The organism is Streptomyces himalayensis subsp. himalayensis (assembly GCF_013778455.1).
Classification (GTDB): domain Bacteria; phylum Actinomycetota; class Actinomycetes; order Streptomycetales; family Streptomycetaceae; genus Streptomyces; species Streptomyces himalayensis.
On the sequence record NZ_JACEHE010000056.1, the window covers coordinates 12,669 to 33,626 of the forward strand.

Genomic DNA, 20,958 nt, shown 5'->3' on the forward strand with positions numbered 1-20,958 from the left:
CCGTCCAGGAAGGCCATCGCCGCCGGGGACAGCGGGCCGCGGCGGCTGATCAGCGCGATGCGCGGCTCGGCGATCGGTTCCAGATCGAGCACCAGGGCGCCCGCCCGCTCCGCCGTCCGCCGACAGGAGTCGGGTCACTACCGCCAGCCCCACCCCCTCCAGCAACATCGGCAGCACCGACGCCCGAGTTCCCCATCGGCAGCACCGACACCCGATGTTCCGTCTCGGCCGCGACGGTGCCACCAGGTCAGCAACCTGCGAGCCAGGCGAGCTCAAGAAAACGGCCGAAAGCGCCACCTGGTCGTCGACACCCGCGGCCTGCCCCTCATGGTCATGGTCACCCCCGCCGACCTGCACGACGCCGCAGCCGCCAAAGAGGTCTTGTTCCGCCTCCGCCTGATGCACCCGGAGATCACCATCGTCTGGGCCGACTCCGCTTACGCCGGAAAGCTCGTTGACTGGGCGAAAAAGCACCTCAACCTCACGATCAAGCCCGTCAGCCGCCCCAAGGACGCCTGTCTGTTGCCCGGCTGTCTCGGCGGTCTCGGTCCATATGCGGCGGCTGTACCAGCCAGGCGGACGTGTCCGGCGTTCGCGGAGTTCGGCGAGCTCTCGCTCATCGGCGTGGGCGATGAGCCGGTGGGGCCAGCAGCTCTCCCGGCGGGTGGTGATCCATCCGCGGTTGATCCAGGCGTAGAGGGTGGAGGTGGTCAAGTCCAGCTCGGCGGCCAGGTGCTTGAGCCACCACTCGTCCGGGCCGGGCTCCTCGCCGGGTGGTGCGGGGCGGTGCCGGTGGACACGGCCTGCGGGGCAGGCAAGGCGGCGCATGAGGTCGCGGACGGTGGCCGTGGAGATCCGCTTGCCGCCCTTCGCGGGCCGGAAGCCCTCGACTTCCAGGCGGTCGGCGATCCCGGTGGCTCCTATGCCCTGGCCTGCGAGTTCGCGGATCCGATCGGTCAGTTGCGGGTAGTAGCTGAGCTGTTCCAGCCGCTGGACCGGGCGGACCACCTCTCCCGCCGTAGAGGTCCCGCCGGCCCAGACGATCGTGACCTTCACCCGCTCGCTGGTGCCGAGCACGGTGACGACGACCTTATCGACGACCGCGCGGATGATCTCCTTGCGGTCAGTTGTCGTGGTGCTGTGCGCACGCCACAAACCCTCGATGTCTCCGGCCAGAGCCGTGATGGTCTGCCGCTCGGCCGCAGTGAGGATGTGTGGACTGCTGCGGGTGAAGCGGTCGTAGTCCTCGCGGAGCCGCTGCTGAGCGGCGAGTGCGTCCTCCCACTCCTTCTCCAACTGGCGCACGACCAGGCGGTTCTCCGGTTCGGCGAGGTGGTGGCTTCGGCGGGCCCGGTCGGCGTCCTGCGCGGCGCGTTCCAGCCGTTGCGACCACAGTCGTTCCAGCTCGGCCCGCTCGGCCAGGACCTGGTCGGCCGCACGCAGGGACACCTCGACGGCAGCGGGCGTCAGTGCCGCGAGGACCTGCTGCTCGACGAAAGCGTCCACGCAGGCGGAGTTGAGCAGCTGGCAGCTCTTCTGCGCGCCGTAGTTGGTCACGTCCCGGGCGCACACGTACTCGGGCAGGGCCTTGCTGTGCTGGGTGTGGTAGCGCACGCTCATGCGCCGGTTGCAGCGTCCGCAGTGCACCAGCCCGGCCGTGAGCGCGGGGCCGCCTCGCACCGCGCCCATGGCTTCGGCGCGGGCGCGGCTGGCCGCCAGTCTCGCCTCGTTCGCCTCGAACTGGGCGACGGTGATGTAGGCGGGCAGGACATTCGGGATCATCACATGCCATCCGTCCCGGCAGCGGACGACCCGTCCGGTGCTGGGGCGGGCCGGGTCCTGGCGGCGCGGGTCGACCCGGCGCCGCCCGTAGGCATAGATGCCGGCATAGGCGGGATTGTGCAGCAGGTTCTGCAGCGTCATCCGGTTCGGCCTTCGCCATTCCAGGGTGCCCTTGTCCGGCCCCTCCCGCAGCCGGATGCCCAACTGTCTGCTCGCTGCTTTGACTATCCATAAGCGCAGTGTGCTTGGACGATGACGCAGCCTTGCGTGGATGATGCACGCACGCCGCCACGCGAGGGACTAACGATGACGAAGCTGCCGACGTTGATCAGCCGCTTGCGGAACCAGGGCATGGCCTTGTCGGTGTAGGCGTCGGTGGCCGCCATGACCTGCTTGGCGCGGATGGGGCCGTGCAGGGTCTCGACGAGGAAACCGCCCTCGGGGATGCGGTGCAGCGCGGTGGCGGCGTTGCGTTCGTGGATCTGAGCCCCGGCGCGTTCGGCGGCCTCGGCCAGGCCATGGACGTATTTGCCGACGTGAAGGTGCGCGCTGAGCGGGTCGAGCAGGGCTCCGTGGTAGTAGTCGGAGCCCAGCTCGGCACGCAGATCGTTCTTGCTCAGCAGCCGGTGTCGTGGCCGAAGCTGTCGGCCAGGTCGCGCTGACGACGTGGGAGCCCTTGCGTGCCGCGTGGTAGGCGGTGGACAGGCCGGTGAGGCCGCCGCCGATGACCACCAGGTCCGCCTGCTCGGGCAGGGGCTTGCCGGTCCGGTCGGGGAAGGCAGGGGCTGTGTCGAGCCAGTAGGGGATCTGCTTCATGACGTACGTCCTCGGGTTTCATGACGTACGTCCTCGGGTCTTCCTGGTCGTCCAGAGGTGTTTCTCTGGGCCCCGGCCTCAGCAGCCGAGCAGGGCCGGCAGGCCGGACAGGTCGGGCAGCTCGTCGAAGGGCTGGTAGTCGGCGCTGCCGCGGGCGCCGATGGAGCCGTTGTGGCCGTAGCGGTTGATCCACACGCGGCGAGCGAGGCCGAGGTCGCGGGTGGGGATGAGGTCATACTCCCAGCCCTGGGCGACGTGGATGACCTGGGCGGGGTCGATGTCCATGGTCTGGAAGGCGTACTCGAAGGTCTGCCGGGACGGCTTGTACGCCTTGGCCTGCTGGGCGGTGATGACATGGTCGAACTCGACGCCGATGTTGGCCAGGTTCTGGGCGATGAGGTCGTCGTCCGTGTTGGAGATGATGGCGATCTCGTACCGGGACTTCAGCGCTTGCAGGGCGGCCGGGACCTCGGGGTGGGGGCCGAAGGTGGGCACGGCCGCGACCAGGGCCTCGCCGTCGGACTTCCGGTACTCCAGGCCGTGCAGACGCATGGCTATCTCCAGGCTGGAGGGCAGCACCTCCTTGAAGGGGCGGTAGGCCTCCAGGACGGCATGGAACCGCATGATGCGGAAGTCGTCGAGGAACTCGTCGACGTTCAGGCGGTCCAGGTCCAGCCTGTCGGCCAGGACCTTCAGGGTGGTGGGGCCGAGCTGGAAGTCGACCAGGGTGCCGTAGGCATCGAAGGTGACGATCTGACGCATGGTGTTCAACCTCTCTCCGGGCATATGAGACACTCCGTTCACCGAGAGTCACGATCTCGGCGAGTGCGGCCAAGTCCGCCGCTTCGGGGTCCAGGAGGCTGCCGCGGCATTGGCGGCGACCTGGATGCGTCAGTGAAGCACCGTGGAGAATCCGGCAACAAGGGACGTGAGGCCGCGAGATCGACCGCGTATTTTGTGCCTGTGCACAATTTCCTGTCAGGGACCTGGTGCAGTTCTTGCCCGAACCGAACGAGTCTCTGAGAGGCACCGCGAGCGGCTCCGGCGCGAACTGCGGCCGCTTCGCGCTGCTGCCCGGCGGCGTGACCGGGCTGTCGGCCGCCAAGGCTGCCGTCCCCATGAAGGGCATGTGGCCTCTGACCGCCACGCTTTGGCTCCAGCTCTCTCGGTCGCGGCCCCCGGCCGGTTGCCACAACCCGTCCAGCGATCGGTGGATCAGGACACCGTCGCCCGGAAGCGGGCGCCCGCTTCCGTCTCCAGCCAAGCCAAGGCGAGGACCAGCCGGGCGGCGTCGTTCGGTCTGGACAGCTTCAGCCCGGTCGCCTCTTCCGCGGCCTGCAGGCGATTGCCCACCGTGTTCCTGTGGCGGTAGGTGCGTGCGGCCACCTCAGCGACCGAGCCCAGGTCGAGGTACCAGCGCAGGGTCTCGACGACGCTGTCGCTGTCGCGCAGCTCGAGGAGTGGGCGCAGCACGCCAGTGGCCATCGCACCGGTGAGCTCCTCCTGCGCCGACATGATCGCCCCGACCCAGTGGCCCTCCACGTGCCGCACTCCGGGCTGCGCGGAGCTGCGGATCGCGGCACGTGCGAACCGGATGCCCCGCGCCGTCAGCGCCAGCCCGGGGACTTCCGCGACGCCGCAGCGCCACGGGGCGAACGGCCGGAGCATGGCAAGCAGGGCCTCTTCATCGCACCGTCCGTGACCGATGATGCCGAGGAGCTCGTCACCCATCCATCCGAAGTGACGCAGCAGGCCGCCCCGGCGCAGCGCATCGTCGACCTGGGACAGAGCCGGGTCCCCGGTAGGAACGGATTCGACCACGACCACGGTCAGGGCGACGTGCTCGGAGAAGCCCAGCAACGTCGAGGCCTCGGCGACCGTGGAGGGATCCTGCTCCCCTTCCAGGACGAGGCGACTGAAGGCGCGGTTGCGCACCTCCGTACGACGGCTCGCCAGGTCGCGCTCGGTGCGGCGGTAGGCGTCGACGACCTCGACGCTGTTGGCGTCCGTCACCTCCCAGACGCGGATCAACCCGTCGAGGAAGTCGGGATCGGCGCTGATGCCACGTGCTCGCCCCTCCGCGAGCACGGCCTCCCACAGGGTCCTGAGGTCCAGCTGGAAGGAGTGCATCAGGGCGGTCAGGGGAAATGCCTGCTCCGCTCGCTCGCGCCCCACGTCCTCGGTGGCGCGGGAGACCGTCCGGGGCACGGGACCGCCGGCCAGCCGGGTCAGGGCGAGTTCGAGGGTTCGTCGCATCCCCTCCCGTTTCTGGACCGGGTCCCAGTCCCCCGACGCGTAGGCGGCCTCCTCGGCTTCCAGCTGTTCGAGAGCACGAGAGGTCAGTTCGTCGAGTCGTTCCTCGAGGAGGCGGCGCGCGATCGCCTGCACGGCGTCGTGGCGGGTCCCACCCTGACGGCGTCCCGGGCCGCTCACGAGGACCGCCTCTCGCGACGACAGCCGTCACCGGACGGATACGGGGCCGTCTCCGGGAAATGCCGCTGACATGCCGGTAGGGCTCCCTGACAGAAATTGTGCACAGGCACAAAATACGGGGTCGATGTCGCGGCCTCGCGTCCCTTGTTGCCGGATTCTCCGCGGTGTTTCACTGACGCATCACCTCGGGCTGGAGAGGGCTCGTGACATGACCACGCACTTGGAGCAGCTATGGCGCTTCCGTTAAGCACCTGACCCCCGTCCGTCACCTTGAGTAGGCGCTGCTGAGGGGCGCCGCGTCCCTCGGGTCAGTCTCAGCCTTCCGCTACGGGGCCCACCAGGAGGCGATGACCACGGCGGCCGAGCCAACCGGTTCGCCAGGCAGAGCGGGATCGAGATCACCCAGGACTCCCGCAGAGACTACGCCGAGCTCAAGGCGAGGGTCGAGGACCAGAACGTCACCTGGGACGTCATGACCGCCGCCGCGTGAGCTGATGACCGGTGACGATGAGCGCTCCCCTGTCGGCCGTCGACGTGGTCGAGATCTGCGCAGCCCGTGAAGCGATCGAGACGCAGCCGCGGCAGCCCTGCCCGCCTCCTCCCAGGAACCGCATCGATCGGACCGTCCGGGCGCTGACTGACAGCGTCGGGCAAAGGTCCGACACGGGTGGCGGCGGGGACTGGCCACGACCTGAGCGTCGTGACGCAGGCCCCCGGTGAGTGATGAGCGACCTGACGACGAGAGAGAGAACGCACCGATGACCTCAGCGACCACCACCGGCCAGGACGGAACGACCATCCCCGGTCACACCGGCCAACTGCCGGGCTCGCTCCTCGATCACGTGCTGCGGCAGTCCTTCGGACTCGAGGGATATGTCCAGCACCCACTGGGAGGGGAGGTCGACCAGAACGTCCGGATCACCGGCGATGACGGCATGCGCTACTTCGTACGGGTCACCCGCGCGGAGCCGGACTCAGCCGACGTCCTCTGGCAGAACTCGCTCCTCCAGCATCTGGCCTCCACCGTTCCCGACCTTCCGGTGCCACGACTGGTCCCGACGCGCGAGGGGAAGTGCCTTGCCGCCGTCGTCCACGAGGGCCGAACGCACGTGGTCCGCGTGATGAGCTGGATTGAGGGCCGGGTCCTGGCGGATCTCGACGACCACCCCGCGGCGCTTCTGCGTCAGCTGGGAGAAGCCGCTGGGCGGCTGAGCCTCGGACTCTCCAGCATGGAGCCACCGGTGGGCTTGGAACCGCACGACTGGGACATGTGCCGGGCCGCTGAGGTCGTCGAGGCGTCGCTGCACGCTGTACAGGACGCGGACCGGCGGGAGTCGGTGCGCACGATCATGGGCTGGTACGACGATCTCCTGCCGGCATGGGACCGACTGCCGCGGAGCGTCGTACACCAGGATCTCAATGACGCCAACGTTCTGGCCGACGCTGACGAGGACGGGGTGCTGCGGATCTCGGGCATCGTCGACCTGGGCGACTCGCTCTACAGTGTGCGCGCGGCGGAGGTGGCGATTGCGGCGGGCTACGCCATGGTCCGCAAGGCCGACCCGCTCGCTGCGGCGGCCGAAGTCGTGGCCGGCTTCCACTCGGTGCTCCCCCTCACGGCTGAGGAACTGGCGGCTGTCTATCCGTTGGCGGCCGCCCGGCTGTGCATGAACGCCGTGACGTGGACGCGCCGGGTCGCCGAGAGCGGCACGCCGTACGGGCGGACCCGCGTGCAACACACCTGGCCGGCGATCGCGCAGGTGGCCGAGGTCTGCCCCGACGTCGCCGAGGCGACGTTCCGGGTCGCGTGTGGACTCCCCCGGTCGCCGGAGCAGCGGGGTTTGGAAGAGGTCTTGGCAGAGGCGGCCCGAGACGGTGCCCCGCACACACCGGCCCCGCAGCTGCTCGACCTGCGACCGGCAAGTGATCTCTACGACGAAGTCGACTGGCACGAAGCGAGGGCGGTGCGCGCGAGCATCGACGACGTCCTCGACGGACGGCGGCGGCGGGGCTACGTGCCCCACCTCAGCGCATCGCTGCTCCTGGGGGGCCGGCGCCGCCCAGGGGCCGACGAGCCCGCGACGGTTCAGGTCGGCGGCTTGCTGATCGTGGCAGACGCCGAGGAGGTTGCCAGCCCGCTGTCCGGCGTCGTCGAGGCCCGCGGTGGCGCCGGTATGCCGTTGGTGCTGCGACATGCGGTCGAGGGGCTGGAGTTCTGGACGTGCTGGTGGGGACTCGACGACTCGCCGCCTGTTGCGGAGAGAGTCCCGGCCGGGGCGCCGTTGGGACGCGCCGGCGCGAGCGATGAGGCGGACCCGCTCGGGCCCTGCGTCCAGGTGCAGGTCCACCGCACCGCACGGATGGCCACGTGGCCGCCGCCTCGTGCCGTGCCGCCCTCCGCACGGCAGGTGTGGAGCCACCTGTCACCCGACCCCGCCCGGCTCTTCGGGTTCACCGAGTCCCCCGCCGCGGTCCCCACCATCGACGAGGTCGTCTCAGTGCGCCGTCGCCACATCGCTCGCTCCCAGCGCAACTACTACCGCAACCCGATGAACCTTGTGCGTGGGCGGGACGTGTGGTTCCACGACGAGGACGGCCTGGCCTATCTGGACTCGCTGAACAACGTCACCCACGTCGGCCATGCCGAGCCACGGGTGACGGCCGCCGCCACCCGACAGCTGCGCAAGCTCAACACCAACAGCCGTTTTGTCTACCCGCAGATCGCCAGTTACGTGCAGAAGCTGGTAGCCACGCTGCCCGACCCGCTCGAGGTCGTCTTCCTCGTGTGCACGGGCAGCGAGGCGAACGACCTGGCGCTGCGGATCGCCCACCAGGTGACAGGTCGTCAGCACATCGTCAACATCGACGGCGCGTACCACGGGAACACCGGCGTGGTGACCGGGATCAGCCCGAACCGTTACAAGGGCCCCGGCGGCGCCGGTGCACCCGCGACCACCCACGAGGTCGTCATCCCGGACCGCTACCGCAGCACCTACGGGTACGACGACGCGGACGCCGGAGCCAAGTACGCGCGCGACGCCGCGGCTGTCATCGAGCGGATCAGAGCCGACGGCCGACCCCCAGCCGCCTTCATCGCCGAGTCCCTGATGGGATCGGGTGGGAACATCGTGTTCCCCGACGGCTACCTCGATGGCGTGTTCACTGCTGCCAGGCGGGCGGGCGCCCTGTGCATCTCCGACGAGGTCCAGGTCGGCGTCGGACGACTCGGGCCCTGGTGGGGTTTCGAGCTCCAGGGGGTGGTCCCGGACATCGTCACGATGGGCAAGCCGCTCGGGAACGGGCATCCCCTCGCGGCGGTGGTCACGACTCGGGAGATCGCCGACGCGTTCGACACGGGCATGAAGTACTTCAACACCTTCGGCGGCAACCCGGTCTCCTGTGCGATCGGCGAGGCCGTGCTCGACATCGTCGAGCAGGATGGGCTGAGGGAGAACGCCGTGAGCGTGGGCGGGTACTTCGCCCAGTCGCTGCGCGAGCTCCAGCAGCGCCAACCGCTCATCGGTGACGTGCGGGCAGAAGGGCTCTACCTCGGCGTCGAACTGGTCCGCAACCGCACCACCAAAATGCCGGCCACTGAGCAGGCCTTCATGGTCACCGAGCTCATGAAGGAGCGAGGTGTCATCGTCTTCCCCAATGGTGTGAACGACAACGTACTGAAGATCAAACCACCCATGACTTTCCGCCGCGAGCACGTCGATCTCTACGTCGACGCGCTGGACGAGGTCCTGTCCCTGCCCGAGCTGCGCTCGGCCGTTCAGTCCTGAGACGGGCAACCGTCCACTGAGGCAATGGACGAGAGTGGCCCGAGAAAACGCGAGAAGTGCTTCTGACCTGCAATGCCGGTGATTTAGCGCATAGCTGCATGTAGAGCGTGTGCTGGTGACTGATTCGAGTGACGAAGATCCGGGGTTGCATGGGCTGGTTCGCCTCCATCTGATGATGCGGCAGATGATCTCGGGACACGGCAACGGGGCTCCCAGTGGGACAGGAGATCGACCAAGATCCGACTGTCTGCGAGGGAGCCCCGTTGGGCGCTCAGTCTGTCATCGCTGCTGGCCCACTTGCCACGACAATGGCCCGCCCGGCATCGGCGCGAAGTCCCCGGGCGAGGCTGGAGCCGCAGTTCGGCCAGCGGATCCGGCTCGGCGTACTCACTGAGGAGATCACCCCCGAAGTAGTCGACGAGGACTGGAGTTGACCGGAAGAGCCGAGCGCCGCCGCAGGCTCCTGCCGGCCCGCGCGATGGTCTACTTCGTCCTAGCTCCGTGCCTGTTCAGCAGCTCAGGACAGCGCCGGGCTGCCGGGATACCGGACGGTCCTGCGGCCCCTGACCGAGAAACTGCGGCACCTGCCGGAACGAGCCATGGTGGCGACCCTGGAAGGCTGCTCATGCTCCTGCGTCCGTGCGCCATGCCTTCGCCGACCGACGACGCCCCGTGAGTGCCCTCGATCGTGTGCGGACCACGAACGGCCACACGTTGTGTACGGATGCGGGGCCCGGCAAAACGGCCGCCGGGCCCCGGCCGGTTTCAGCTTGCTGCGCTGTTCAGTGCGGCGAGGACCGCGCCGTATGCCTCCTTCTTCTGGTAGCTCCCGTTGAAGAGCAGGGGGGTGTCCTGGGCGAGCCAGGAGTACTTGTCGGTGACGCCCCATACGGTGATGCCGTTGCACCGGGCGACGGCCAGGCACGCCTGGGTGACCTGCCGGTAGACGTTGGCCTGTGCCGTGCCGGAGCCGGCGACGTCGAGTTCGGTGATCTGTACGTGCACGCCGAGGTCGGCGAAGCGCTGGAGGTTCTGCCGGTAGGTGCTGAGGTTGGAGTTGGAGGCCAGGTGGCTCTGGAAGCCGGCGCAGTCGATCGGGACGCCCCGGGCGCGGAAGTCCTGGACCATCCGGTAGATGGCATCGCTCTTGGCGTTGATGCCGTCGGTGCCGTAGTCGTTGTAGCAGAGCTTGGCCTTGGGGTCGGCTGCCTTCGCGGTGCGGAAGGCGTCCTCGATCCAGCCGTTGCCGAGCTGCCGCTGGAGGTTGGACTGGCGTCGGCTGCCGTCCCATTCGAACGCCTCGTTGACCACGTCCCAGGAGTCGATCTTGCCCTCGTAGTGGCCGGCGACTTTGGTGGGCCGCCTGGTAGACACCGAGTGCCTGCATGTCGTTCGCGGTGACGATCGCGGTGGGCCGATCAGGCCTGACTGCTCATCCCCGCTCCGGACGGACGCGCCGCATGCATGGTCATGTACGCCACCCACCCGATCGACACCGCCTGCGAGCCGTCATTCTGACACTCACGTCCGCACGTCATGGCCCGGAGGTACGCCTACGAGAACATCCGGCGCATGCAGACCATCAACGCCACCACAACGCGCCAAGTCGTCGTCACCGGCGCGGGCATCACCAACTCCGAGTCCCTGGAGACCTATTCACGGGACTCGGCCCACGCCCTGCTCGCTACCAACCTCGTCACCCCGACGCTCCTCACCCGGGCAGCGCTGCCCGGTCCGGGCCACCCGGACACGCCCGATCGGCTACACCACAACAGGGGACTCGACCGGCGGACTCAACGGGCGGCGCACTGTCATCGTCGGTCTGCTGCGCGCTCCACTGCGCCTGGGGTGTTCGCAGCGGCGCCTTCCGCCGGGGTGCGACGGGTGTGCCCACCCGGCTGTTGACGACTGAGACCGATAGAGCGCGGCGGCTGACCCACCTCTCGTTCGCGCCGGGTGAATCTCGGCCGTTTCGGTGGAGCGTCAACCGTCCCGTCGCCGCGCGACTCTCGCTCTCCCTTTCGCATTCGCATCGCACCGCCGTACGGCCCGAGCTTGCACACTCACCGGTCACATTCCCACCACTCGTGTGGACTCGTGTCTGGAAAGAAAGAGTCATCTCCATCGCCCTCTCTTTGTGTATGCCATGTACACGTACAGTCCGGGCGCGGCTGTTCGAGGAGCTGAAGACTCAACTGTTCGTCTGCGAGGCCCTCGGCGGCCTCGTTCATCGGAGGGGAACGAACAGACGGTGACCACGAGAGCGTGGCGCACGCTGAGTGCGCTCGTGCTGGTGGCGGGGGGAATGAGCGTCGCGGGAGCGGGGACCGCCTCGGCCCAGACCACGAGTGACCGAAGCAGACCCACGCTTGCAAGGTAGGACAGCCGTGACGACACCCACGACCCGCCGCCGCTTTCTCTCCGCAGCCGCCCTCGGCGCCGCAGCCGGAAGCGGCATCCTCACCGCCGCTGCGGCCCAAGCCGCCGCTCCTGGCACCGGGGTCCGCCCCGGCCGGGTGCCGCTGACCCGGGAGGAGCACCGTGCCGTCGTGATCGGTTCGGGCTTCGGCGGTGGAGTGACGGCCCTGCGGCTGGCGCAGGCCGGCGTGCCGGTCACGGTGCTGGAGCGCGGCCGCCGCTGGGTCACCGGCCCGAATGTGGACACCTATGCCACCGTGTCCCATCCCGACCGGCGCCTGCTGTGGTACGGCACCACGCCTGAGGCGGCCCGGCCGGTGCAGCAGTTGGTGGGCAGGCCGCTGGGCCTGGACCGGTACGTCGGGCTGGTCGAGCCGGTCCTGGGCGACAACCTGCTCGCGGTGTGCGCGGCCGGTGTCGGGGGCGGCTCGCTGGTGTACCAGGGCATGACGCTGCAGCCCTCGCGAGAGGTCTTCCAGACGTGGATGCCCCGGGAGTGGGACTACGGGCTGCTGGACCGCGAGTACTACCCGCGGGTGGCACGGATGCTGCGCGTTTCCCCGGCCCCCGACGAACTGCTCGCCACACCGACGTACCAGGCGGCCCGGATCTTCCGGGACCGGGCCGAGCGGCACGGGTTCCCGGTCGAGAAGGTCCCGCTGCCCGTCGACTGGAACTACCCCCTGGCCGAGACGCGCGGGGAGATGAAGCCCGCGTACACCAGTGGCGACACCTGGTTCGGCATCAACAACGGCGGCAAGCACACCGTGGATCTCACCTACCTCGCGCAGGCCGAGGCCACCGGCCGGTGCCAGATCCTGCCCCAGCACCAGGTCACCTCCGTCGCCCGCGGTACGGGCGGCCGCTGGACCGTCCACGTGGACCGCATCGATGAGGCGGGCCGCATCCTCGAGCAGAAGATCCTGACCACGAACGCCCTGGTGATGGCCGCCGGCAGCATCAACACCACGCGGCGGCTGGTGCGCGCAGCCGCGCTCGGCGACATTCCCGGCCTGCCCGACGAAGTCGGCCGCGGCTTCGGCACCAACGGCGACCGCATCTACCTGTGGACGGACCTCCTGGACGACTTCGGCGCCCAGCAGGGCAGCCCCGTCACCTACATCGCCAAGACCTGGGACGAACCGCGCACGGCCACCACGGCCTGCCAGTTCTCCCTACCGGCCTTGTACGGCGTCAACAGCCGTTCCACGCTCCTTCTGGGGATGGCGGTAAGCCCCGACCGGGGCAGGTGGACGTACAACGGCCTGACCGACACGGTGAACATGCACTTCCCGCTGACCGGTGACCGCGCGGCCGGCCTGACGACAGCGCGGCGCGTGCAGGCGATCACCGCGGGCCTGGGCACCCTCGCGGACATCAACCTTGCGGTGAACTTCACCGTTCACCCGCTCGGCGGCGCCTGCGTCGGCCCGGTCGCCGACCCCTACGGGCGGGTGCACGATCAGCCGGGCCTGTACGTCCTGGACGGGGCGCTGATCCCGGGCACGACCGCGGCCTGCAACCCCTCGATGACCATCGCGGCCGTGGCGGAGCAGGCGTTGGACAACATCATCGCGCAGGACCTGGGCACGACGATCTGAATCACCCCGGGCCGCACGCAGGCTCGAAACTCAAGAGCATGTCGACCAGCCGATTCCTCCCGTCCGCGACCTTCCCCTGCCCTGCGGGCAGAAGGAGACCCGACCGCCCCTCGGCCCGCAGTTCCGGCACACCGCCCCCGCGGCAGACGATCACCTGCTCTCGATCACGCCACCCCAGTGACCAGCAACTTCCGGATGAACCGACCTCATCGTCCGCGGGCATGCCTGCATCACCCGGCCTTCCGCCGGCGCATCCTGTCGGGCCCGTCAGTCAATGCTGCCGCCGATGCCGTCAGCAGCGCCTGGCCGCCGGTCCACGAATGATCACCGTCGAGGGCGACACGGCGACGCGGGCCCGCCTGCTCCAGGCCCTGGCGGCGCGGTGGCACCAGCTGCCGGCAACCACGTTACGCAGAGCGTCTCTGATTGACTTAAGTGACCCTGAGTGTTGCGCAGGGTGTGAGCCAACCGCCTTCGTGCACCCGCCGCGCCGAGGCGTCGTCCACCGGCGGGGAGTGACCCGCCGCCCGCCAGGCTCCGCCGTAGTCCGGCACCGCAGCCCCCTTGCTCGCCCCGCGAACCACCCGCGAAGGGGAGACATGAAACTCCTCATCACCACCGTCGCCGACGGCGATCCCTCGAGCCGTCAGGACGTCGTAGTGAGCGCCGACGCCGCCACCCCCGTGCGGGACGCCGCCAAGCACCTGGCCCGGCTGCGCGCCGACGACCCGGCGTCGGTGCCGGACAAGGCGCCCGTCTGCTACCTGGGCGACGACCCGCTGTCCCCCGGAGCGCCCTTGGCCGGTACGCCCGTCATGGACGGCAGCGTCGTCGGCCTCGGCGCGCCCGTCCCCCGGGCCGGCGCGGAGTACGGACCCCAGCCCGATCCGCACGGGCCGCCGGCAGGCCGGCAGGCCGACGTCGCGGCGGGTCGCCTCGCCGCGCAGCCGGCCTGGCCCTCGACTGGGGAGAGCAGCGGGGCGACCTGCGCTGTGCGGCTGCCCGGAATGCCTGACGTGACATGGGACATACACATATGCCCCCGTTGTGGCTAGCTTGATGTGCTTGCCCTGAACGCAGCGCTGCGTCGTCGGGTGCACCGTCCTATCGATCGTCCAGGAGACCCATGCGCCCCCGAATCCCCTCCGTCCCAGTACCTTCCGTACCGCGAATAACCTCCCTTCCGCCCTTCGCCCTGGCAGGCGGTGCTCTGACCGTCGGCCTCGGTGGGCTGTATCTCGCCGGGCTGCTGCTCACGGGCGGGGAGATCGAAGCGGGTACGACGGTACGCGGTGTGGACATCGGGGGCCTCAGCCCTGCGGAGTCCGCCCGGAAGCTGGAGGAGGACCTGGCGGCGGCCGCATCGCAGGAACTGGCCGTGAAGGTCGGCGACCGCAAGGGCATGGTCGACCCGCAGCGGGCCGGACTCGCCTTCGACGCTCAGCAGACCGTTGACCGGGCTGCGCGCACCGGTGTCGATCCGTTCAGCGTGATCGCCGGGTTCTTCCGCTCAGGCGGTGCCATCGACCCGGTCGTACGCGTCGACGAGGACAAGACCCACGCTGCTCTCGGGGAGCTGGCGAAGGCACTGGACCAGAAGGTCCGCGACGGCGCTGTCACCTTCGAACGCGGGCAGGTCAGGGAGGTCGCCCCGCGCATCGGGTACGCGCTGGATGTGGATGCCGCGGTCGGCGTCCTGCGAACCTCGTTCCTGCGTGGCAAGGCGGCGCACTCGGTCACGGCCCTGCCCGCCCGCGAGACCAGCCCGAAGGTCACGGCCCCAGAGGTGCGGCGGGCGGCGCACGAGTTCGCGCGGCCGGCAATGTCGGCGCCCGTCGCGCTCACCGCGGGCGGCAAGCGGTTCACGATCAACCAGGCCGTTCTGGGCGAGTACCTGACGATGCGGCCGGACGGCACCGGCAGGCTGACGCCGAAGCTGGACAGCAAGGGCCTTCGCGCCGCCCCCGCGGTTGCCGAGTCCCTGGCCGATGTCACCGGCACAGCCAAGAACGCAAGGCTGCGGCTAGACGGCGACGAGGTCGTGGTGGCCGACGACGGCAGATCCGGCGCAGAGGTCACCGACAAGGCCCTGAGCGAAGCCGTGCTGCCGCTGCTCACCAAGTCGGGCGCCGAACGCACCGGCGAGGTGGCCACGCAGCGGATCCAGCCGGAGCTGACCCGCGAGAACGCCGCGCAGCTGGGGCTGAAGGAGAAGATGTCCTCCTTCACCGTCAACTTCGAACCGGCCGCGTACCGCACAAGGAATGTCGGCCGGGCCGTGGAGCTCATCAACGGCTCCGTCGTGATGCCGAACGAGACCTGGAGCCTCAACCGGACCGTCGGCGAGCGCACCGAGGCCAACGGCTTCGTCGAGGGCATCATCATCCTCAACGACCAGTTTACGAAGGCGTCCGGCGGTGGTGTCTCCTCCGTGGCCACGACCGTCTTCAACGCGATGTTCTTCGCCGGGGTCAAGCCCGTGGAGTACGGAGCCCACTCCTTCTACATCGAGCGTTACCCAGAGGGTCGTGAGGCCACGGTTGCCTGGGGCAGCCTGGACCTGAGGTTCACCAACGACTCCGGCAACGCCATGTACATCCAGGCCGAGTCGACCGACACCTCCGTGACCGTCACCTTCCTCGGCACCAAGAGGTACGACGAGATCAGGTCGGTCAAGGGGCCGCGAACCAACGTGAAGCAGCCGGCCCAGAAGGTGAGCACCGACAAGAAATGTGTCCCGCAGACCCCGCTCGAGGGCTTCGACGTCACAGTGAAGCGGGTCTTCTACAACGACGGCAAGGAAGTGAAGCGGGAACCGTTCCGCACCCGCTACACCCCGCGAGACGAGATCACCTGCGAAGCGAACGACCTCCGGTGATCTGACTGCGGCCGACCCTGCCTGACGGCCGGCCCAGGCTGGGGTCGTGTTCCCCGCATCCGTTACCCCTTTTCGGCTCCTTGGTCACGGACGGCGGTCAGATAGGCCAGAGCCGGCATGTGGCTCGGTAGAGCGTCTCGGAAACTCTCTGTGTGCCTGAGGGTTTCAGGCTTTTCGGGCGCGGCGTGGCTGTGTGCCGTCACGGTGGGGTGTTCTCCTGGTCACGCGCATCCGGCACTCCCCGCCGTCACAGGGTGCCACCACCCGCGCACGAAGAAATAAGTTTCAGGCTGGAACTGAAACGAAATGATATACTGCAGCTGAAGCAGCCGCGACGAGATGCAAGCCACGAAGGAGGGGACCTGCTGATGACTTCCACGCCGAGTCGAGCGCTGGTCAACTACCCCAACAGGTTCGACCCCGCAGCGCTCGGTGAACTGCCTGAGCGATTGCAGTCCACCGTCAAGCGGCGAAACAACGTGCTGGGCCCTGGTTACGCGCTGAACTACCGGGAGCCGGTCGAGTTCGTCTCCGGCCGAGGCGCTCACCTGTTCGACCGGGATGGCAACGACTACCTCGACGCCTACAACAATGTGCCGTGCGTCGGTCACGCACACCCGCACGTTGTCGAGGCCGTGTCCCGCCAGATGGCTGCGGTCAACACCAACACGCGCTATGTGCAGGAATCACTCGTCGACTACGCCGAGCGCCTTCTCGCGACTATGCCCGAAGCGCTCTCGAGGGTCAGCTTCGCGTGCAGCGGGTCGGAGGCGAACGACCTGGCCATGCGCGTGGCTCGCTTCCACACGGGCGGCGAGGGAATCGTAGTGACTCGCTGGGCTTACCACGGTCTCACTCGCGAGGTTGCGAGCTTCTCGCCGACGCTCGGCGCGGGCTCACCGCTCGGGCCGAATGTGCGGCTCATCGATGCTCCTGATCCGCGACTCGTCCCGCCGGGTTCATCGCTTCCCGACTACATGCGCAGCCAGGTGCGAGGCGCGATCAACGACCTCGAGCGCCACGGCTACAGGCTTGCGGCGCTGATCACCGACTGCGCGCACTCCAGCGATGGCCTCTTCACCGATCCTGTCGGTTACCTGCGTGACATGGTCGAGGAGGTGCACGCCGCGGGCGGCGTGTACATCGCCGACGAGGTCCAGTCGGGATTCGCCCGGCTCGGAGAGTCGATGTGGGGGTTCAGCCGCCATGGGGTGCTTCCGGACATCGTCTCGATGGGCAAGCCCATGGGCAACGGCATGCCGATCTCCGGCGTGGTGTTCAGGCCCGAGGTGTGCGACGAGTTCGGACAGAATGTCCGTTACTTCAACACCTTTGCCGGCAGTTCGATCGCGGTTGCCGCCGGTGCCGCGGTTCTGGACGTCTTCGAAGCGGAGAACGTGCAGCAGCGAGTTCTCGACAACGGCAGGGCGCTGCGAGCCGGCCTTGAGGAGATCACTCGCGAGTCTCCCTACGTCGCGGAGGTCCGCGGCAGTGGTCTGTACGTGGGCGTCGAACTCGTGAAGGACCGGGAGTCGCTGGAGCCCGATCGTGTCCGCGCTGACCACGTCATCAACGACATGCGCGAGCTTCGAGTCCTCATCAGCGGCACCGGGGAAGCAGTCAATGTGCTCAAGATCCGACCGCCGCTGGCCTTCGACTCGGCCGACGTGACGCGATTCCTCGAGGCCTTCGCGGAGATCGCCGAGATACGCCTGTAGCAGGCCGAAGGCCGAAGGGACCGAACGGTGAACACCTCGCCCCCCGCACGTATCGCCCAGCAGTTGTTCGAGGAGAGCGGCCTGGCATCGTCCCACGAGCCCATCGAGACGAACGTGGTGGACGCCCTCCTCGCCCGGCACTACCGTCAAGGTTTCCCCGCCCGACGAAGCGGTAGCTGTCGTAGCTCTGCAAACGGCTGTGATGCGCCACCTCGAAACCGAAGCTCCTCATCTCCCCATCCAGCGGGTCAAGGAGACCACCGAAGGTGGCGACAACGTACCGATCGAGACGAAAGACGGCGGGGTCCGAGTCCTGCGCGTCTTCGACTTCGTCGAAGGTGCCGTCCTGGCGCGGACGAACCCCGATCCCCACCAGCTTGCCAAGGCCGGGCAGATGCTCGGGCGAGTGGATCTGGCTCTGCGGTCATTCAGGCATCCAGCGGACGAGCGGCGCCTTGTGTGGGACCTTCGACACTTCGACCAGCTGCGGGAGCTCATCGAGTACACGCCCAGCGCCGCGCACCGTCGGCTGGCACAAGAAGTGTTCCGCCTTTTCCACGAGGCCATTGTTCCGAGGCTGGGTGATCTCGAGACCCAAGTGATCCATGGTGACTACAGCCCCTACAACGTCCTGGTGGATCCGCGGACAGACAGCTTCGTCACAGGAGTAATCGACTTCGGTGACAGCATGCGCAGTGCTTTGATCTTCGATCCTGCTGTGTCTCTCGCGAACCTTCTCGGCCGGACACCGTGGGATCCCTGGCGTGAGGCATGCAGCTTCGTCGCGGGATACGAGCGGGCCCGGCCGATCAAGGACACCGAACTCCCGCTCCTGCCTGTTGCCGCGCTGGCACGCCTCACACTTCGCGCGCTGGTCACCCAGTGGCGCGCGGAACGAGTGCCGGAGCGTCGCGACTACCTGCTCGAGCACGCCAGAGACGACTGGGTCAACGTGGAGCGGGCCATGGCCGTCGCCATGGAGGAGGTCGTGGCCCGCTTGCTGAGCACCCGCCAAGACACGCCTTGAGCGGCGCCACTGAGGCGACACTCGTCGGCGTCCCACACGGCCGACCTGCCTCACTCGACGAGATCGTCACCCCGGCGACCGCATTGTCTGAACCCCAACTTTCCAGGCCACCGCCTGTACCACGAGGTCCTGCACTCCAGCCTGCGGATGGCCATGCGCCTGCACGGTCTGGAGTACCGCACGTCCGACGGCGACGCCCTCGTCGAGGCCGTGCCCACCTTCGGCCCGTTCCCGGAGGTGTCCCGGACGCCCTGCGACCCCGCCTCCAGCAGGAGACGACCATGACGTTCTCCCCCTGAGAGGAGCAGGCGGAGTTGAACAAAAGCGCAGGCGAGCCAAGGATCAACATCTTCGCCGACGCCCACGGGCAACTCGGCAAGTCCGGCAGAGGCCACTGGTTCGGGCTGCGGTCTCGCTAAGGTCATGAGGTGAGCAGCATCAACCCCACACCACGCGACTACAACAAGGCAAGTGTCCTTGACGTGGTTCTCTCCCATGCGCCGTTGACCCGGAACAAGCTCATCGAGCTCACGGGGTTGAGCAAGGCGACGGTGTCGCGGGCCGTCGAGGAACTGCGCTCTGACGGGTTCGTCGTGGACAGGGGAGTCGACGCCGTCGTCGGGCGTGGCCGTCCGTCGACGTACCTCGATGTGCCCGAGACGGCCGGACATGTCGTGGGGGTCGGCTTCGGCGCCGTGACCACCGGCGTGCTGGTGACCGACCTACGCGGCCGTGAGATCGGACACGTGATCGTTGCGACGGTCGAGCACCACGACGTCCCCGCTGCCGGCCGGTGGCTGGTCGACCTGATCGCGCAGACCAGCGCATCCGCACGGGGGCCACTGCGCCAGGTCGTCGCGGCACTGCCCGCCCATGTCCGCGACGGCGCCGAGGTCTTTCGGCCTGCCGATCCGATGAAAGTCTTCTCCGGCAGAGACCTGCACCGAACCGTCGAAAAGCTCGTCGGTGCTCCAGTGTCCTTCGACAGTGACGCGAACGCGTCCTTGCTCCAGGTGCTCACGGACGACGCGAGTATCCATGACGCTGCCCTGCTCAGCGTCAGCAGCACCCTGAATTTCGCCACCTGCAGGGACCGGGAACTGGCTCGGGGACGTACTCCTTCGTTCGGCGACATCGGTTCCCTGTCCTCGGGCATCGATGACCGCACCCTCAACGGGCTGCTGAGCACCACAGGGCTTGTGAAGTTCGCTCGTGAACACGGACTGGACCTCGAACGCGTCGAGAACCTGTGGCTGGCACCTCAGGACCATCGAGCCCGTGCCGAGATACTCAAGGCGTTCACGACTGCGGTCACGACCGCCGTGAGCATCGTCGCCGTGACACTCGATCCCGAGTCCGTCTACTTCGTCGGCCGGTTGCACCCCTTGGTGGACGAGGTACTCCCCGAGGTACGCAAGCGACTCGCACAGAACTTGCCGGCCATCCCCCGGATCACGACCGTCTCCCAGATTCTGGGACTCTCGGTAGCACGCGGCGCGGTGCACGCGTGCCTGGCCATGACCCACAACCGCCTACGGGACGCGATGCTCAAGGCACGCAGTCAGGGACCGCGGCAGGAGCAAGCTGCGCCGGCATTCTGATCCGGACTGCGAGCATGAGGAACGAGAGCGCCTTTTGGGCCACTGAATCGACTCGGGCCGGCATCGGTCCGAGAAGAGGCCACAATCGGCCTGCTGGTCCAGACGACCCCGGAGACCACCTCTCCGGGGCCGTGGGCGTTCCGCGCTCTGCGCCGCCGTCACCGCTCCGCCACGCCCGCCCCAAATGGGCCGCGAACTCCTCGCCAAGGCCCGACTCCACCCGATCGAGTCAGAAAACGACGACGCCGACCTGCCCACCGAACTCACCGCACAGCCTCAAAACGAGATCACCGAGTGGCAGTCGATACACCACTCCCGCGGACGTGACCGGAACTGGTGGAACCCGTTGAAGATATGCACATACTCGCGCCGGGTCGACGTCTTGCGTCCCTTCACCGCAAGATCGCCGACGACCCGGTCGATGTCCTCGGGCGACACCTCCCACGCGGGACGTCCCAGCGCCGTGAGCGTCCGCTCCAGCAGACCGACGTCGTTGTCGATGGTCACCGGACTGAACCCGCGGGCCCGCCACGAGGCGACGAACGCGTCGACGCACGCGGCCTGGAACTGCCACGGGTCCGTCGTCAGGGGCTCCGTCGGAACGGCCCCGCCTGCGATGACCTGGAATCTCGCCTCGGCCACCGGCACACCTTCCTCGCACCTGAACGGTCAAGGCACCTTGAAACCAGGCTGCTACCGCGAGAACCAACGAACGGGATACGGCCAGGTGGCAGCGGCAACTCTTGTGAGACAGCCACCAGTGAGCTGGGCGGTGAGGCCGCGCACGGACTGCACCCTGACGAGAAAGTCCCGTCTCAGCCCACCGCCCATCCTGCATAGAACAGGCCGAGACCAACGATGACGCACATGCCCTGGATGGTCCAGAAACGGACCACGAC

At 68.2% G+C, this 20,958-nt stretch carries 13 protein-coding genes and 4 pseudogenes; 10 read left to right on the forward strand and 7 right to left on the reverse strand.

Annotated elements, in window-relative coordinates; translation table 11 throughout:
- Window positions 1-279: 279 nt before the first annotated feature.
- Window positions 280-513 (forward strand): annotated as a pseudogene (locus H1D24_RS43365) (transposase); the annotation flags it as partial.
- A gap of 978 nt (window positions 514-1,491) precedes the next feature.
- On the opposite strand, the pseudogene H1D24_RS43370 reads toward H1D24_RS43365, so the two are convergent.
- The 5 genes and pseudogenes from H1D24_RS43370 to H1D24_RS43880 all read right to left on the reverse strand — a co-directional run.
- A pseudogene (locus tag H1D24_RS43370) lies at window positions 1,492-1,986 on the reverse strand (recombinase family protein); the annotation flags it as partial.
- A gap of 20 nt (window positions 1,987-2,006) precedes the next feature.
- The gene (locus H1D24_RS43375; protein WP_309484628.1) at window positions 2,007-2,405 is read right to left on the reverse strand and encodes an NAD(P)/FAD-dependent oxidoreductase; all 399 of its coding nucleotides are present in this window, start codon (window positions 2,403-2,405) and stop codon (window positions 2,007-2,009) included.
- 67 nt (window positions 2,406-2,472) lie between these two features.
- Window positions 2,473-2,598 (reverse strand): annotated as a pseudogene (locus H1D24_RS43380) (hypothetical protein); the annotation flags it as partial.
- A 78-nt stretch (window positions 2,599-2,676) separates the two neighbouring features.
- Window positions 2,677-3,360 carry a haloacid dehalogenase type II gene (locus tag H1D24_RS40290; RefSeq protein WP_181662739.1) on the reverse strand — a complete coding sequence of 228 codons (684 nt, stop codon included), beginning with the start codon at window positions 3,358-3,360 and terminating at the stop codon, window positions 2,677-2,679.
- 453 nt (window positions 3,361-3,813) lie between these two features.
- A complete protein-coding gene (locus H1D24_RS43880) occupies window positions 3,814-5,031 on the reverse strand; it encodes a PucR family transcriptional regulator (RefSeq protein WP_181662740.1) in 1,218 nt (405 codons plus the stop codon).
- 758 nt (window positions 5,032-5,789) lie between these two features.
- Between H1D24_RS43880 and H1D24_RS40300 the strand changes: the two genes are divergently transcribed.
- Window positions 5,790-8,816 (forward strand): aminotransferase class III-fold pyridoxal phosphate-dependent enzyme, encoded by a 3,027-nt coding sequence (locus H1D24_RS40300; protein WP_181662741.1) that lies wholly within the window; start codon window positions 5,790-5,792, stop codon window positions 8,814-8,816.
- A gap of 430 nt (window positions 8,817-9,246) precedes the next feature.
- Window positions 9,247-9,492, forward strand: a complete 246-nt coding sequence (locus H1D24_RS44340; protein WP_181662742.1) for a transposase domain-containing protein — start codon at window positions 9,247-9,249, stop codon at window positions 9,490-9,492.
- An 89-nt stretch (window positions 9,493-9,581) separates the two neighbouring features.
- On the opposite strand, the pseudogene H1D24_RS40310 reads toward H1D24_RS44340, so the two are convergent.
- Window positions 9,582-10,166, reverse strand: a pseudogene (locus H1D24_RS40310) (endo-1,4-beta-xylanase); the annotation flags it as partial.
- A gap of 1,037 nt (window positions 10,167-11,203) precedes the next feature.
- Here H1D24_RS40310 and H1D24_RS40315 point away from each other — a divergent pair.
- The 7 genes from H1D24_RS40315 to H1D24_RS40345 all read left to right on the forward strand — a co-directional run bounded on the left by H1D24_RS40315 (window position 11,204) and on the right by H1D24_RS40345 (window position 20,059).
- Window positions 11,204-12,835 (forward strand): GMC family oxidoreductase N-terminal domain-containing protein, encoded by a 1,632-nt coding sequence (locus tag H1D24_RS40315; RefSeq protein WP_181662743.1) that lies wholly within the window; start codon window positions 11,204-11,206, stop codon window positions 12,833-12,835.
- A gap of 599 nt (window positions 12,836-13,434) precedes the next feature.
- Window positions 13,435-13,890, forward strand: a complete 456-nt coding sequence (locus H1D24_RS40320; protein ID WP_181662744.1) for a hypothetical protein — start codon at window positions 13,435-13,437, stop codon at window positions 13,888-13,890.
- A gap of 71 nt (window positions 13,891-13,961) precedes the next feature.
- On the forward strand, window positions 13,962-15,713 hold the full coding sequence (locus H1D24_RS40325) for a VanW family protein (protein ID WP_181662745.1): 1,752 nt from the start codon (window positions 13,962-13,964) through the stop codon (window positions 15,711-15,713).
- A gap of 152 nt (window positions 15,714-15,865) precedes the next feature.
- On the forward strand, window positions 15,866-17,431 hold the full coding sequence (locus H1D24_RS40330) for an aspartate aminotransferase family protein (RefSeq protein WP_309484625.1): 1,566 nt from the start codon (window positions 15,866-15,868) through the stop codon (window positions 17,429-17,431).
- A 199-nt stretch (window positions 17,432-17,630) separates the two neighbouring features.
- Window positions 17,631-18,458 (forward strand): phosphotransferase, encoded by an 828-nt coding sequence (locus H1D24_RS40335; RefSeq protein ID WP_508481633.1) that lies wholly within the window; start codon window positions 17,631-17,633, stop codon window positions 18,456-18,458.
- Window positions 18,459-18,605: 147 nt separating this feature from the next.
- A complete protein-coding gene (locus H1D24_RS40340; RefSeq protein WP_258564718.1) occupies window positions 18,606-18,743 on the forward strand; it encodes a hypothetical protein in 138 nt (45 codons plus the stop codon).
- Between the two features lie 143 nt (window positions 18,744-18,886).
- Window positions 18,887-20,059: an ROK family transcriptional regulator gene (locus H1D24_RS40345; RefSeq protein ID WP_309484626.1), complete on the forward strand. Its 1,173-nt coding sequence runs from the start codon at window positions 18,887-18,889 to the stop codon at window positions 20,057-20,059.
- A gap of 276 nt (window positions 20,060-20,335) precedes the next feature.
- Here the strand turns inward: H1D24_RS40345 and H1D24_RS40350 are convergent, their stop codons facing one another.
- Window positions 20,336-20,701, reverse strand: coding sequence for a site-specific integrase (locus H1D24_RS40350; protein WP_220137771.1), 366 nt, complete (start codon window positions 20,699-20,701; stop codon window positions 20,336-20,338).
- Between the last annotated feature and the right edge of the window lie 257 nt (window positions 20,702-20,958).